The following is a 15,390-nucleotide window of genomic DNA, read 5'->3' as shown; positions in this document are numbered from 1 at the left end:
ACTGCCTTTCAGCCTACCCCCCGATATTGACCCTCGGCATGCCCACGATGGCATGCGGCGATTCCGTCGTCGTGCGTATCGTGCACGCCGCACGTACCGTACACGCCGCACGCACCGACGCATCGTGCGCACGCCGTCGTCGTGCGTCGGCTACCGGATGACGGCGTGCTGGGCGATCCAGCTGTGCATGGCCACTGCGGCGGCGGCGCCGGCGTTGATGGAGCGGACGGAGCCGAATTGGGAGATGTAGACCACGTCGTCGGCGAGGTCGAGCGCGGTGCGGGTGAGCCCGGGGCCTTCGGCGCCGAAGAGGAGCAGACAGCGTTTGGGGAACGCGTAGGTCTCCATGGGGACCGCGCCGGGGATGATATCCATGGCGATGACGCGTGCGTTTTCGAGTTCGCGGATGCGGGCGTCGGCCGCGTCGAGTTCGGCGAGGTATGCGGCTTGGCTGCGGGCCGGTTCGCCGGCCGAGCCGGCCGAGCCGTCGTCGGCATGGCCGGATTCGACGTATGTCGGGGCGGATGGATCGCATTCGGGATGTCCGGCGTTCGTCGGCGTGGAAACGTTCCGGAATGCGGTGGAACCGGCGTCGTGGGACGTCGGGGCGTACGCCCCTCGTGCGACTTCGTGCGCGTGGAACGCCGCGGCCGCCGCCCGCGCGCGTTCGGCGGCGATTTCGCCGGCGATGCGGTTGCGCCAGCATTCGACCAGTTCGGCGATCGACGGATGGTGCTCCATGTGCTGGTACAGTTCGGTCATCAGCGCGCCGTTGCGGTTCCATTTGTGCGGTCCGACGATGTGGACGCGCTTCGCCTGGAATGCGTTGGCGGTGCGCACCATGGATCCGATGTTGAAGTCGTGCGTCCAGTTTTCGATGGCGACTTCGAAGTCGTGGCGTCCGTGGGCGTCGAGGTCGGCTTTGATGGCGTTGACGGTCCAGTAGCGGTAGCGGTCGAGCACGTTGCGCCGGTCGCCTTCGTCGAGGAGGGTGGGGTCGTAGCGGAACCGATTGGGGTACAGCGGCGACGTGGGGTCGTCGGGCCGCGGTTCGCCCGCGTGTGCTTCATTCCATGGTCCGACGCCGACTTCACGGAAGACGGGTTCGCCGGAGCGTTCCGCTTCGATGTCGATGGGGTTGCGTGGGTGCACTCGGTTACGCCTTGAGTTCGTCTTCGTGGAAGACCTGGATGAACGGGATTTCGTGGCGCGCGCCGTCGACGGGGCTGATGACGGTGATCTCGTGTTCGTCCGCGCCTTGGCCGACGCCGCCCACCAGGGAGGCCACGGCCACCACGGACGCGCCTTCGTGTTCGACGATGGAGAAGTCGAGGCTGAGCTCGTTGCCGTTGCGCAGCGTGACCAGGGAGCTGGTCTGCACGTAGGATTTCTCGGACAGCCAGGCGTCGAGCAGGATCACGCGCTTGCCTTTGATGGAGGGACCCTTGACGGAGGGGAACACGAAGTCCATGACGAAGCCGTCGAGGTTTTCGCCGCGGGATGCGGCCGCCTGGATGGCGGCGCTGACGAGCGGCACGGAGGCGGCGGTGAGCGCGCCGACGGCGTCGAAGTCGTCCACGGAATAGCCGGCGTCCTCGAGGGTGTCGAGCAGCACGTGCCCCATCACCGAGGCGCTGCGATGGTCGAGGGTGACGCCGTAGAGTTCGGAGAACGGGCGTCCCACCACCGTGGTGGCCAGCAGGGTGCGCAGCTGTTCGCGCGGCTCGAGCGAGGCGAAGTCGAGGGAGCCGTCCTCGAGCGTGCGGGCTCCCGTGCCGGGCGTCTTGCCTTGGGCGCCGTCATGTGCGTTCCCGCGCAGTTCGGCGGGGCCTGTGGGGCGGAATCCGGATTCACTCATGTGCTCCAGAGTACGGCCCGCCCTCGTCACCTGAGCCAACGGCATCACCTCCTGCCGTCCGGGTCCTGGCTCCCGGACGCACCTGGTCCTTCGGGCGCGTCCTGTCCGGCGACTTCGGGCGCGGTGAGCTCGTTGATGTTGGTCTTGTCCGGGTCGAGCAGCGGCACTTCGCCGATGATCTTCGTGGGGTCCACTTTCTGCAGCTTGCGCGCGGTGGGCAGCACGCGGCGTTCCAGACTGGAGGCGAACGCGTTGTATGCGGCCACGGTACGCGTAATTTGCGTGCCGAGCTTGGTGGCGTGCTCGCCCAAGGTGGCGAACCGCGTGTAGAGGTCGCGAGAGAGGTCGAACAACGTCTTGGCGTCGTCGGTAAGGCTCTGCTGCTGCCACGCGTACGCCACGGATTTCAATACCGCCCACAGGGTGACCGGCGAGGTGAGCGCCACCTTCCGGGCGAACGCGTCGTCCATGAGCGTGGGGTCGGTCTCCAATGCGGCCTGCAGCAGCGCCTCGTTGGGGATGAACGCCACCACGAAGTCCGGAGCGGTGCCGAACGCCTCCCAGTACGCCTTGTCGCCGAGCACGCGCACATGCTCGCGCAATGCCTTGGCGTGCGCCTTGAGCAGTTCACCGCGACGGGCGAGCGCCTCCGGACCGGCGGAATCGGGGATGGCGCATGCGCGCTGGTAGTCGGAGTACGGCACCTTCGCATCGATGGGAATGGTCTTACCGCCGGGCAGGTGCACCACCATGTCCGGACGCTGGTCCCGGCCGTCCGCACCCGTGACCACCACCTGCGTGTCGAAGTCGACATGCTCCAGCAGACCGGCGGACTCCACGATGTTCCTGAGCTGCGCCTCGCCCCACGCGCCACGCACCTTGTTGTTGCTCAGCGCGGCGGACAGCGCGCTCGTCTCCCTGTCGAGGCGAGACTGCTGTTCGTTCAGTCCCTTGAGCTGCTCGCCCAACGCACCCATCTCGCGCTTGCGCCCCTCCTCGATCTGCGTGACCTTGGCCTGCAGCGCGTCGAGGTTCTTCTGCACGGGCGCGAGCGCGGCGATGACCCGGCTCTGCTCCTTGAGACGCTGCTCCTGTTCGACGCGCCTGCGTTCGGCCGCCTCCGCCTCCACCTGACGGCGTTCCTCCGCGACCTTGGCCTCCGCCTGACGACGCTGTTCGGCCGCCTCCAGCTCGGCGCGCCGACGCTCCTCGGCCTCGGCTGCGGCACGCTCCCGCTCACGCTGGATGCGCACCTGCTCGGCCTGCTGGGCCTGCGCGAGCTGGGATTTGACGTAGGCGAGCTGCTGGCCCACGCCCTCATGCTGCGCACGGACCTCGGCGTACGCGGCGTTGAGCCGCGCGATCTCCTGACGGGCATCCGCTTCGCGCGACCGCATGTCCTCCAACTCGGCGAGGCGGGCATCGCGCGCGCCCTCCCGTCCTTTCGCCTTGCCCAAGGCGAATCCGAATGCGGCGCCGACCACGGCGCCTGCGAGCAGCACGATCGCCGCCGCCATCCATACCAATGCGTTTCCAGTCATGGCCCCAAGTAAAACACGGACACGCCGGACCGGTAAATATGTACCGGTTTTTCCCGACACGCCGCACTATGGGCCCATGGACACCACACGACCGGCGCCCACACCGCGGCGCACACCACCGTCTTCAGGAGCGCACCAGCCGCGCGATGGCCGCGGACGCCTCGGCGAGCTTGTCGTCGGCGACGTCGCCGCCCTGCATGGACGCCTCCCGCACGCAGTGCCCCAGATGATCGTCCAGCAGCAACAGCGCCACGGATTTCAGCGCCGAGTTCGCGGCGGAGATCTGCGTGAGCACGTCGATGCAGTATTTGTCGTCCTGGACCATCTGCTCGACGGCGCGCACCTGTCCCTCGATGCGGCGCAGCCTCGCCAGCACCTTCGCCTTGTCGTCACCGTATCCATGCATGGGGCGCTCCTTCCTCGGCTCCCGACGGGTCGCCGGATTCATCCCTTGGAAAACACCGCCCATTATACCCCATAGGGGTATAGGGTATACACTGTCATCGGGGCTAAGATGGGCTTGGATGACGGATCTGGACGATTAACCGGAGGGACCGACGCGACCGGAACAGCCATCGGCCGCCCGGAAACGGCCCCAAGGAACGGGAAGCAGGCAAGGAGCACGCATGGAACTCAACATATTCGCCATCGTCGCGGCGCTGGTGTGCGCGGCCGCAGCCACATGGCTCATCCTGCGGTTCTTCTTCGGCGAGCGCAAAGGCGTTGCCGGCGAGATGCAGGGAAGCGAACAGCGTGCCGTCATCACGGTGAAGGGCGGCTATTCACCGGACATGGTGACGATGCGCGCCGGCGTGCCGATCGTGCTCGAGTTCGACCGTAAGGAGACCGGCGAGTGCACCTCGCACGTCGTGTTCGGCGATCTGGGCATCGACGCCATGCTGCCCGGCAATGCCGCCACCGAGGTGCGCCTGCCCGCCCTTGCGGCGGGCGATTACCCGTTCGCCTGCGGCATGAACATGGTCCACGGCCTGCTGCGCGTGGAGGGCGACGGCAACGCGGACGGCAACGCATCGGCCGCCACCGGCCCGTCCGGCCGCGCCTTCGATTCCGGAGCGACGGGCGTCGCCGGCATCCCCGACGGCGCTTCCTCGCCCGGTATGACCGCAGGCACCGACTTCGCCGACGCGCAGGCGCGCGAGGCCGCGGAACGTCGCGCCGAAATCACGCATCTCACCAAACTCGTCGTTCTCGGCACCGTGCTCACGCTGCCGGTGTTCGCCGGGATGATGCTGCACATGATCGACCACATGCTCGTGCCGGACCGGCTCATCAACCCATGGCTGCAGGCCGTGCTCATCACGCCGGTCATGTTCTACTGCGGCGCCCCCATCCATCAGGTGGGCTTCCCCGCGCTGAAGCATCGCGCACCGGACATGAACTCGCTGGTCTCCCTCGGTACGAGCGCCGCATACCTGTACAGTCTGCTGGTGTGCGTGGCGCCGTGGCTGCTGCCGGAAGGCTCGCGGGAGCCGTACTTCGAATCGGTGGGCGTGGTCATCACGCTCGTGCTGGTCGGACGCCTGCTGGAGACGAAGGCGCGCGAAGGCACCGGCAAAGCGGTGCAGAGCCTCATCAGACTGCGTCCGCGCACCGCGCACGTCCTCACCTCCCCTGACGCTCCGGGAGGGACCGATTGGCTCGACCCCGCCCTGTGGAAGGACGTCGACATCGACGACGTGCACGTCGGCGACCTTGTCGTCGTCAAGGCCGGCGAACGCATCCCCACGGACGGCGTCGCCATCGCGGGCGAGGCCGAAGTCGACGAGTCGATGATCACCGGCGAATCGCAGCCAGTGGCCAAGGCGGCGTCGGACACCGCGTCTTCGGAGACGATGCCGTCCAAGAGCGACGCGATCTCACCGGACGCGACGCTGACGGGCGCCACCATCGTGCGCCGCAGCAACCTGCTCATGCGCGTCACGCAGGTGGGCGGCGACACCGTCCTCTCGCAGATCGTGGCGATGGTCGCACGTGCGCAGGCCACGAAGGCCCCCGTGCAGCGGCTCGCGGACCGCATCGCCCGCGTGTTCGTACCTGCTGTGTTCATCATCGCCGTGTGGACGTTCGCCGTCTGGATCGCCGTCGGCCCGCAACCGGCGCTGGCGCACGCGTTGGTCACGGCCGTCAGCGTGCTCATCATCGCCTGCCCGTGCGCGTTGGGCCTCGCCACGCCGCTTTCGGTGACGGCCGCCACCGGCGTGGGCGCGACGAACGGCATCCTCGTCACCAGCGCGAAAGCGCTGGAACGCGCGCGCGAGATCGGCACCGTCGTCTTCGACAAAACCGGCACGATCACGCGCGGCGTGGCCGACGACGATTCCGTCGACTGGTCCAAGCCCAGCTACGAGCGCGACCCCGTCAAGCCCGGCTCCAAGGAGGCGGTCGCCGCGCTGCGCGCCGCCGGCATCCGTACGGTGATGCTGTCCGGAGACAAGGCGGACGTCGCCGCGCACATCGCCCGCGAGGTCGGCATCGACACAGTCATCGCGCAGGTACGGCCGGACGGTAAAGCCTACTGGATCGAACGGCTTCAGGCGGAACGCGACCGCGCCATACAGTCCGGCGATGCGGCAGCGGACGATGCGCAGGCCACCGCCGGTGGCGTCGACGCCACCGCTCCCGCAACGGGTCGGACCGACGGCCACAAGGACCACACCGATGCGGAGACGTCGCGTCGCACCCGCCATCCGCGGAACCTCATCGCCATGGTGGGCGACGGCATCAACGACGCCCCCGCCCTCGTCCAGGCCGACCTCGGCTTCGCCATCGGCACCGGCACCGACGTGGCCATGCAGTCCGCCGACGTGACCCTCATGAGCGGCGACCTGCGCGGCGTCGTCAGGACCATCGAACTCTCGCAGGCCACGATGCGCAACATCCGGCAGAACCTCGGCTGGGCGTTCGGCTATAACATCATCGGCATCCCGGTGGCGGCCGGCGTGCTCTACCCGTTCACCGGATGGCTGCTCAGCCCCATGATCGCGGGCCTCGCCATGGCGTTGAGCTCCGTCTGCCTCGTCCTCAACGCGAACCGGCTCAACCATGTCGCGCTGCGCGGCGGAGCGGGCGACGGAACCGCACGCGCATCCTCCGCGGCGGACACCATCCGGCACGACGCAGCCGGCCGCGCGGACGGGCCCGACGGTTCTTCGACCGGCGCAGCCGACGCGTTCCCCGAACCCCACGTCATCATCGACGAACGCACCACGCTTCGCACCGGAGCCGAAGCCGACCCAAGCACTTCCCACGAACCACAGTCAGCAATGAACCCAACCAAGAAGGAGAACACCATGGAAATGCACCACATGCACATGCACCACGCCGCCCCCACGGACGGCGAGACCGCCACCGATCCGGTGTGCGGCATGACCGTCGCCGTGAACGCGGACGCCATCACGCGCGAATACGAAGGCAAGACCTACTACTTCTGCGGCGAGCACTGCGCCAACAACTTCGCCAAGGCCCCGCAGATCTTCCTCGAGCAGTAGCCGCTCCATCAATGGCAGGTTCCGCACACGCACCATGCACCCTGCCGCCTGTTTGCTGAGAACAATTTGCTGAGAACAATTTGCCGAGAACAGGCCTCTGGATAGGCCGTTGGTTGTTCCGTCCTCAAGTGTCGGACGGAACAACCAACGGCCTATTCTCGTAATCCCCTCATCCATCTCTTCTCTCATCCCGCAGGCGCTTCCTCATCACATCCTCAGCGCATCCTGCAAACGCTTCCCATCGCATCCTGCAAGCGCATCCCCCATCGCATCCCGCAAGCGCATCCCGCAAACGCTTCCCCATCGCATCCTCATCGCATCCCGCAAACGCTTCCTCATCGCATCCTCATCGAATCACCCGGCCAGCAATCAGCCGGCGAGCAGTCCCCATCCTCGCAATCTCTTCGGGGCGAATCCTCGCCCCGCCCTTGCCCATGTCCCCGGAACGACAGAACACGCCTCTCCACCATTCCGGACCAACCCCCAGTGGTCCGGAACACCTGAATCACCTCACGAAAACCTTCCGACGCCACAAACCATGCCACCGGAGCGCCAAACAACACCATCCACACATTCCGGACCAACCGCCCGCGGGCCGGAACACGAAAACACGCCCATCGTCCCTTCCCGGTCCACCAATGACGCCACCGGAACAACAATCATGCAGGCATTCCCATTCCGGACCAACCCCCAGTGGTCCGGAACACCTGAATCACCTCACGAAAACCTTCCGACGCCACAAACCATGCCCCCGGAGCACCAGACAGCACCATCCACACGCTCCGGACCAACCGCCCGCGGGCCGGAACACGAAAACACGCCCCTCGCACCTTCCGGGCCCACAACCAGCGCCACCGGAACAACAATCAGGCAGGCGTTCCCATTCCGGACCACAACCCCACGGGCCGGAATGCACAATCAAGCCCGATCCACCTACCGGGTCCACAACTCCGAATCCAACGGCCACTCGTTCGGCGTGCAGCCGTTCATCCCCTTCGACTGCTGCTGCATGAGCGGCGCCGGCTGGCCGCTGCCGCCGCACGGCGTCTCATTGTCGAAATGCCCCAGCCGATGCCCCACCTCATGGTTGACCGCCATGGCGCGATACCGGCGCAGCGTGCCGCCCGCCCCGGTCCATGACGGCGTGGCCCCACGCCACCGATCCCAGTTGATGATGACATCGTCGCCCACACGGCAGCTGTACTCCGTGGAACAACCCGAACTGTACGACGGCAGATACTGCGCTTCGGACAGGATCAGCGTGAACGAGCAGGAGCCCGCCTGCCCCTCGCCCGCCTGCACGAACGTGACGCCCGCGCGCGCCCAGCCGTGTTCGCTGTTCAGCGCCTCGAACGCCTGCGTGGCGAACGCCGTCACTTCGCCCACGTTCCCCTTCGACGCGACGCAGTATGTGATCTCACGGCGCGTCTTCCCGCTCGCCGCGGCCACCTGACGCGCCTTGTCGAGCAGGGCGGCGCGTTGCGCGTCGGTCACCGCCAACGCCTGTTTGTCGAGTGCGGCGGCGTCATTGTCCGTGTCGACGGCATTCTTTTCGCTCTTCGTGTCCTTCCCATCACCCTCGGAGTCCGTTTTCCCGTTCTTCGACGACGTCCCCTTACCGCCGGAGTTCTTCGCCCCCTTGCCGTCCGACACGCCCGCGCCGTTCGCCGTTGTCGTCGACCGTCCGTCTCCGACGTCGCCCGAACCGCTCCCCCGGCCGAACACGCCGAACGCGGCGCACGCCGCCAACGTCACCGCAATCGCAATCACGGCCGCGATGGCGATGACGACGACACGACGGATCGCGTAATCGCGCTTCGACGGCGACGTCTGCGGCGACATCGCCCGTCGGACCGTCGCGACGACTCCCGACATGGCATTCCACAGCGCGCGCACGACGTTACGTACGGCACCCCACGTACCACGATCATGCCGATCATGCCGTCCCGTCATACGCACCTCCCGGCATCCCCGTTCATGCCGGACGCACGCCGGCACCGCGCGGAGGACTCGCCAATCGGATTCCAGTATAGAAACGTGGACGGCCCGCGCGGTTCGAGGAACCACGCGGGCCGTCCACGGCAAACGGTTGCGACGCCGGTTGCGACGCACGATCACGGCCGGACCGTCGAAACCCTCGGGGCGGCGACGGTCGGGCCGTGTCGACCGACGTCAGCTGGCGAAGAAGAAGACGAACATCCACGCACCGATGATGGCGCCCACGATCGGGGCGACGACCGGAATCCAGGCCTCGTTCCAGCGGGAGGAGCCCTTGGACGGAATCGGCAGGATGGCGTGCAGCAGACGCGGCATCAGGTCGCGGGCCGGGTTCAGGCCAGGGCCGGTCGGGCCGCCCATGGAGGTCACGAGGCCCCACACGATGAAGCCCACCACGATGGATGCGGCGGCGTAATCCTGCTTGCCCCAATCCAGGGACAGGCAGCACAGGGCGCCGAACACGAGCACGAGCGTGCCGAACATCTCGTTGAGGAAGTAGTTGACCTTGTCGTTGTGCGCGTCGGTGGTGCAGAACGTGCCCAGGATGGCCTCCGCGTCCTCGGTCTCCTTGTAATGCGGCCAGTAGGTCAGATAGACGATGAACTGGCCGAGGGCGGCGCCGAGCAGCTGGGCCACGATGTACGGCAGCACCTCGTTCCACGGGAACATGCCGTTGATGGCCTGAGCGAGGGTCATGGCCGGGTTGATGTGGGCGCCGGAGACGCTGCCGAACATGAGCACCGGGAACATGACGCCGAAGCCGTAGCCCATGGCGATGTTCAGCCAGCCGGCGTGATGGCCCTTCGTGTTCTTGAGTTCGACGTTGGCCACGGAGCCGTTGCCGAAGATCATCAGAATGGCGGTGCCGAAGAACTCGGCCGCCAGCTTGGTAAAGAGGGAGTATTCCACTGCTTCTTCTTTTCTTCTCGTCCGGATTGATGATGCGACTGCCGGGAAGGCAGGAGTCAAACAAACCAGACAAGCATACGCCGAGGGCTGAACTGACACGGACCCTACGCGGCGCGGGTGCGAAGCGTGGGTGCTGGGTACTGGGTGCTGGTGCTAGGCGAGGCACCGGCACCAGGTGAGGGGCGTGGGCATGGGGCGTGGGACAGGGGCCAGGCGAGGAGCAGGACGCCGGGGCGAAAACAAAAAAAACCGGAATCTTTCGATTCCGGTTTATCTGTGCCCCCGCAGGGATTCGAACCCTGGACACGCTGATTAAGAGTCAGCTGCTCTAACCAACTGAGCTACAGGGGCTTGGTTAGGCGTTGAAGTGTTCCTTGCAACGAGTGATAAATATACTCACATCCATTTTGAATGCAACCCTCGGCGTGTCGCCCGGAATTCCAACGTTTCCGAAAGCGTGGATTCATCGCCTGCCGGACGCCTGGCTATTTCTCCGACCGCGCCAAATACAGCTCTTTACATAATCATTACAACCACGACGGGCTTCCGCGTCGGTTCCTTGCCAACCACGCCGCACTCCCGACGTCCGTGGCACGGCAGCGACGCACAGAGGCCACCCAGCGTCGCATCCCCGCCAACCCTGGCACACCACCGACGCCCATGGCACGGTCCCGACGCACAGAGGCCGTCCAGCGTCGCATCCCCGCCAACCGTGGCATGCCTCCGACGCCCGTGGCATGGTCCCGACGCACACGAGCCACCCGGCGTTGTTTCCCCGCCAACCCCGGCACACCAGCGACGCCCGTGGCATGGTCCCGACGCACACGGGCAACTCAGCGTCGCATCCCCGCCAACTCTGGCACGCCGCCGACGCCCGTGGCACACCGCCGACGCACACGGGCAACTCAGCGTCGCATCCCCGCCAACTCTGACACACCGCCGACGTCCATGGCACGGTCCCGACGCACACGGGCAACCCAGCGTTGTTTCCTTGCCAACCTTGGCACACCGCCGACGCCCGTGGCACGGTCCCGACGCACACGGGCCACCCAGCGTCGCATCCCCGCCAACCATGGCATGCCTCCGACGCCCGTGGTACACCAGCGACGCCCGTGGCACGCAGACACCACCCGCACGCGCTATACGCAAACCCCGCGCTATACGAAATACGAAATACGAAAACCCCGCGCCTCCACGTGACGATGTCACGCAGGGCGCGGGGTCTCCGATGCTTAAGCTCAGACTCCAATGGCTTCAATCAGAAAGCCCATGTCTGATGGGGTTCCGACGGCGGAAGCCACCGGAATCATGCAGTTGGTGCAGCCTAGATGGCCAACGTCACTCGGCGACGACCTTCACGAAGAAGTTCGCGACGATCTCCGGGTGGAGCTGGACCGTGGCCGGGAACTCGCCGGTGGTCTTGATGGACTCGACGGTGATGGCCTTCGGGTCGACCGGGGCCTTGTCGAGCAGGGCCATGGCGATGGCTTCCTTGGAGATGCCACCGAACAGCTTGCCGGACTCGGAAACCTTGGCGGCGATCTCGACGGCGGAGCCCTCGATAGCGGCCTTGGCGGCGACGGCGTCCTCACGGGTGGCGACGGCCTTGGCCAGACGGGCGCGCTTCATGGCGACGATCTGGGCTTCGGCACCCTTGTTCCACGCGAAGGCGAGGCCCTGCGGGATCAGGTAGTTGCGGGCGTAGCCGGCCTTGACGCTGACGACGTCGCCGGAGTGACCCAGGTTCGGGACGGTCTTGGTGAGAATAACCTTGGATTCAGCCATTTCTTCAGCCTCCTAAAACTCAGCGACCGGACGTGGCGTACGGCAGCAGAGCCATCTCGCGGGCGTTCTTGATCGCCTTCGCGAGCTCGCGCTGCTCCTGCACGGTGACGCCGGTGATACGACGGGAGCGGATCTTGCCGCGATCGGAGATGAACTTGCGCAGCAGCGCGACGTCCTTGTAATCGATCTCGGTGACCTTCGCCGCCTTCAGCGGGTTCGGCTTCTTCTTGAACGGCTTGACCGGCGGTTGCGGCCTCTTGCGGGACATGATGTTCTCCTTGTTTACGATGTGATGCTTGATTGCTTGCGTTGCGCTGGATCGACGCTCATCGTCCGTCCGACGGTCCGGACCGCGTTCACGCGGTCGCCGCGACGGTCATGACGTACGGCATGCCGTACGTCGCGAGGGACGGGGACGAGCGGTTGGACGGATCAGAATTCCGGCTCGCCGTCGGCGTTGCCGCCGAAATCGGAGGAGCCGCCGAAGGTCGAGAAGCTGCCGGAACCGGCGTCGCTTCCCCACGGATCGGCCGCGGGCGCCTGCGGGGCGGCCGGCGCGGACGGGGCGCTCTGGGCGGGCTGGGCGTTGAAGCCGGAGCCGCCACCCTGGTAGCCGTTGCCACCGGAGTAGTTGTTGCCGCCGGCGTAGCTGGCGCCGCCGGAGTAGCCGCCGTTGCCGCCGTTGCCGAATCCGCCGCCGTTGTTGCCGTAGCCGCCGTTGCCGCCTTGGTTGCGACCGGCGAAGCCGCCCTGTCCGGAGGACTGGCGGGTCACCTGTGCGGTGGCGTAGCGCAGCGACGGGCCGATTTCGTCGACCTGCATTTCGACGACGGTGCGGTTGGAGCCGTCCGAAGCCTGATAGGAACGCTGCTGCAGGCGACCCGTCGCGATCACGCGCATGCCCTTGGAGAGGCTCTGCGCGCAGTGATCGGCGAGATCGCGCCATGCGCTGCAGCGCATGAACAGCGCCTGACCGTCCTGCCACTGACCGGACTGGCGGTCGTAGTTGCGCGGCGTGGACGCGATGGTGAAGCTCGCCACGGTGGCGCCGGAACCGATGGTTCGCAGCTCGGGATCCGCGGTGAGGTTGCCGATGATGGTGATCGTGGTTTCGCCTGCCATGACGTTACCTTCTTATCGATGTATCGATTTCCAGCGTGACGCTGGGCTAACGCTTACTTGGCGTCCTTACGAAGGATCTTCGTACGGATCACGGATTCGTTGAGGTTGAGCACACGGTCGAGCTCGGCGCTGGTAGCGGGCTCGGCGGTGTAGGTCACCACGACGTAGTTGCCTTCGGTCTTGCCGGCGATCTCGTAGGCAAGCTTGCGACGGCCCCAGAAATCGGGCTCATCGACGGAGCCGCCTTCCTTGGTGACGAGTTCCAGATACTGCTCGGTCAGCTTCTTCAGACCGCGCTCATCCAGCTCAGGATCGGCGATGAACATCAGTTCGTACTTGTGCGCAGACATCACCCACCTCCTTCGGACTATTCGGCCGTGGACTTTCCACGGCAGGAGTGTGTATACGCGTTCGTTCCCCGGTTCCTCACGCCCGACTTGCGGACGGAATCGCCGGAAAACACAACCTCACCAAGATAACGCCGCGGCTCGACAGCGAACCGGGCATGTGCCGGACGGCCGTCACGCATTCCACCGTGCACACCCAACCGTGCACAACCAACCATGCGCCCACCGTGCGCCCACCATGCGCCCACCATGCGCCCACCATGCGTCTTTCAGCTTTCCTCGGACGCTCCCCGGACGCCCCTCGAACCACCCACAGAGCGGGCATCTTCCCCATTCCCGACGCACATCACTAGAATTAAGGTGATATTGACCAGAGAAGCCGAGCAGAAAGAAGGGACTCTCATGTTCTGTCCTCATTGTGGAGCGGGCATGCGCGAAGGGGCGAAGTTCTGCCCCGCGTGCGGCCAGGCGGTCGCCGCCGCGAGCGCGGCGCCCCAGCCGGCCGCCGCCCAGTCAGCGCAGCCCTTCTACGACACGACCGCCATCGGCCAGCACGGCGCCGCTCCGATGCCCAGCGTCCCGATGCCGCAGGCCACGCCGTCAGCCCGCCAGTTCTCGCCGTCCGCAGGCGCCGCCCCGTCGCAGCCGATGCCAGCCCCCGGCATGAACGGCACGCCGTCCGGCGCCGCTCCGGTCGGCGTCCAGCCGATCACCGCCGATCCGTTGGTCAAGGAGATGGTCAGCCCGCGCAACATCCAGGCGATTCTCGCGTCCGCCGGTTTCGGTCTGCTCGCCGCGATCGTGATCTCCATCTTCCCGGCGATCGCCTTCATGCAGTCCTCCGACCTGAAGGAGTACCTGTGGCCCACTGATTTCAAGGAGCCCAATTTCCTTCACTGGCTGATTCTGGCGACCACCTGGGGATTGTCGGGCGGTATCGTTCCCCGGCACGGCTCCGTCGATTCCCCCATCAGCCAATCACAACTTGAGGGGCTGCACGGGTTCGGTTCCCTGGGTCTGACAGGTGTCGTCCTGATCGCCGCCGCCGCCTTCGGTGCATACATGCTGGCGCGCAAGGGCGCGATCCGGTTCAAGTGGGCCGGTGTCATCAGCCCCTTCATCGCCGCGCTGCTCGCGGCCACCGTGTTGACAATCATCGCAGCGATCGGCGCCGCCCCGCTTCGTGAAGGCAGAACCGTCTACCTCTATCTTTCCGGCGCGACGTTCCGCACGTTCGCGATGACGTTCCTGCTCACGCTCATCGGCTCGGGCCTCGGCTACATGCTCGCGCAGTACGCCCCCGATTCCACGAACGTGTTCACCGCGGCATGGCGCTGGCAGCACCGTACACGTGGATTCGTCCGCTCCTTCCTGGAATTCGTCGAGCTGCAGTTGATTCTTATCCTCATCATCGGCATCGTGCTGACGCTGTTCATCACGTTCAAATCCAATCAGGGCCAGTTCGCCCTGCTGTTCCCGTTGACCATCCCCACGCTCGGCGAGCTGTTGTTCGTCATCGCGACATTCGGCGGCGTCACCGAGAGCGGAAGCACCGACACTCTGGGACTGTTCAGCTGGGACACCCCCACCGACACGCTGCTCAGTTCCGTTTCCGCATCAATCAAACTGTGGATTCCATGGGTGATGTTCATCGCCATGCTGATTCTCTTCTTCTACGTGGCGCTGCGCGCCTCCGCCCGCAACCTGTACGATCCGGCGTTCAAGGGATGGGGCCACAGCTGGAAGATGCCCGTCGCCATCATGACGTTCTGGCTCATCGGCGGCGTCCTGTTCTGCACCTATACGGTCGACACCACCATCGACTCCATCAGCTCGTCCTACGGCCCCGCCCTCTGGTACTTCCTCGTGATGGGCGTGTGGGCGTACCTGATCGAGGCCGTGGCGAACTCGTTCGGCCCGTCCATGATCATGTCGATGCAGGGCGCGTGGAAGCTGTTCGCCGGCGGCACCGTCCAGACCACGCCGCAGGAGGTCGTCGACTACGTGGCCAGCTGCAACGGCCGCTGGTTCAAGAAGTACCCGTCTTCCGGCGTGCCGTCCGCATCCGCGCTGGCCGTCGCGCAGGCCGCGAAGGCACAGGCCGCCAAGGCGCGCGCCGCCGCGCAGACGCCGGTCGCCGCGGCCCAGGCGCCGTTCGCCGCGAACGGCCAGCAGTCTGCCGCCATCCCACCGATTCCGGGTGCCGCTCCGGCTCCCGCCGCGCAGCCCGGCTACGGCCAGCAGCGGCAATACGGTACCGCCCCGTCGGTACCCACCCCCGCGGCACCGTCGGTCCCCAACCCCGCCACTCCGTCGGTACC

Annotated in this window: 11 protein-coding genes, 1 tRNA gene and 1 pseudogene; 2 read left to right on the top strand and 11 right to left on the bottom strand. The window is 66.2% G+C overall.

Annotation, left to right across the window (positions count from 1 at the left end; genetic code table 11):
- Positions 1–150: 150 nt before the first annotated feature.
- From KIH78_RS09265 to KIH78_RS09250, 4 genes are all read right to left on the bottom strand, one after another.
- Positions 151–1,152, bottom strand: a complete 1,002-nt coding sequence (locus tag KIH78_RS09265; RefSeq protein ID WP_219132122.1) for a TrmH family RNA methyltransferase — start codon at positions 1,150–1,152, stop codon at positions 151–153.
- A gap of 4 nt (positions 1,153–1,156) precedes the next feature.
- Positions 1,157–1,858, bottom strand: a complete 702-nt coding sequence (locus tag KIH78_RS09260; protein WP_219132121.1) for a type I phosphoribosyltransferase — start codon at positions 1,856–1,858, stop codon at positions 1,157–1,159.
- 44 nt (positions 1,859–1,902) lie between these two features.
- On the bottom strand, positions 1,903–3,399 hold the full coding sequence (locus KIH78_RS09255) for a DNA recombination protein RmuC (RefSeq protein WP_219132120.1): 1,497 nt from the start codon (positions 3,397–3,399) through the stop codon (positions 1,903–1,905).
- 124 nt (positions 3,400–3,523) lie between these two features.
- Entirely contained in the window at positions 3,524–3,805 is a 282-nt protein-coding gene (locus KIH78_RS09250; protein ID WP_214314548.1) for a metal-sensitive transcriptional regulator, read from the bottom strand.
- Between the two features lie 220 nt (positions 3,806–4,025).
- Here KIH78_RS09250 and KIH78_RS09245 point away from each other — a divergent pair, with 220 nt between their 5' ends.
- Entirely contained in the window at positions 4,026–6,908 is a 2,883-nt protein-coding gene (locus KIH78_RS09245) for an HAD-IC family P-type ATPase (protein WP_219132119.1), read from the top strand.
- A gap of 933 nt (positions 6,909–7,841) precedes the next feature.
- Here KIH78_RS09245 and KIH78_RS09240 read toward each other — a convergent pair.
- From KIH78_RS09240 to rpsF, 7 genes are all read right to left on the bottom strand, one after another.
- Positions 7,842–8,783, bottom strand: coding sequence for a DUF3152 domain-containing protein (locus tag KIH78_RS09240; protein WP_219132118.1), 942 nt, complete (start codon positions 8,781–8,783; stop codon positions 7,842–7,844).
- Between the two features lie 297 nt (positions 8,784–9,080).
- Positions 9,081–9,815: an MIP/aquaporin family protein gene (locus KIH78_RS09235; protein WP_219132117.1), complete on the bottom strand. Its 735-nt coding sequence runs from the start codon at positions 9,813–9,815 to the stop codon at positions 9,081–9,083.
- Between the two features lie 277 nt (positions 9,816–10,092).
- Positions 10,093–10,166 (bottom strand) — tRNA-Lys (locus KIH78_RS09230).
- 987 nt (positions 10,167–11,153) lie between these two features.
- Positions 11,154–11,600 (bottom strand): 50S ribosomal protein L9, encoded by a 447-nt coding sequence (gene rplI, locus KIH78_RS09225; protein WP_214314556.1) that lies wholly within the window; start codon positions 11,598–11,600, stop codon positions 11,154–11,156.
- Positions 11,601–11,619: 19 nt separating this feature from the next.
- Positions 11,620–11,868, bottom strand: coding sequence for a 30S ribosomal protein S18 (rpsR, locus tag KIH78_RS09220; RefSeq protein ID WP_093961239.1), 249 nt, complete (start codon positions 11,866–11,868; stop codon positions 11,620–11,622).
- A 164-nt stretch (positions 11,869–12,032) separates the two neighbouring features.
- Complete coding sequence (locus KIH78_RS09215; RefSeq protein ID WP_214314558.1) at positions 12,033–12,722, bottom strand: single-stranded DNA-binding protein; 690 nt, start codon at positions 12,720–12,722, stop codon at positions 12,033–12,035.
- 53 nt (positions 12,723–12,775) lie between these two features.
- A complete protein-coding gene (gene rpsF, locus KIH78_RS09210; protein WP_214314560.1) occupies positions 12,776–13,072 on the bottom strand; it encodes a 30S ribosomal protein S6 in 297 nt (98 codons plus the stop codon).
- 426 nt (positions 13,073–13,498) lie between these two features.
- Between rpsF and KIH78_RS09205 the strand changes: the two are divergent.
- Positions 13,499–15,390, top strand: a pseudogene (locus KIH78_RS09205) (hypothetical protein); the annotation flags it as partial.

Origin of the sequence: Bifidobacterium saguinibicoloris, assembly GCF_019331725.1 — a bacterium.
Lineage (GTDB): Bacteria > Actinomycetota > Actinomycetes > Actinomycetales > Bifidobacteriaceae > Bifidobacterium > Bifidobacterium saguinibicoloris.
Note: the sequence above shows the minus strand (reverse complement) of the source record. Positions and strands in the feature narration are given on the sequence as shown.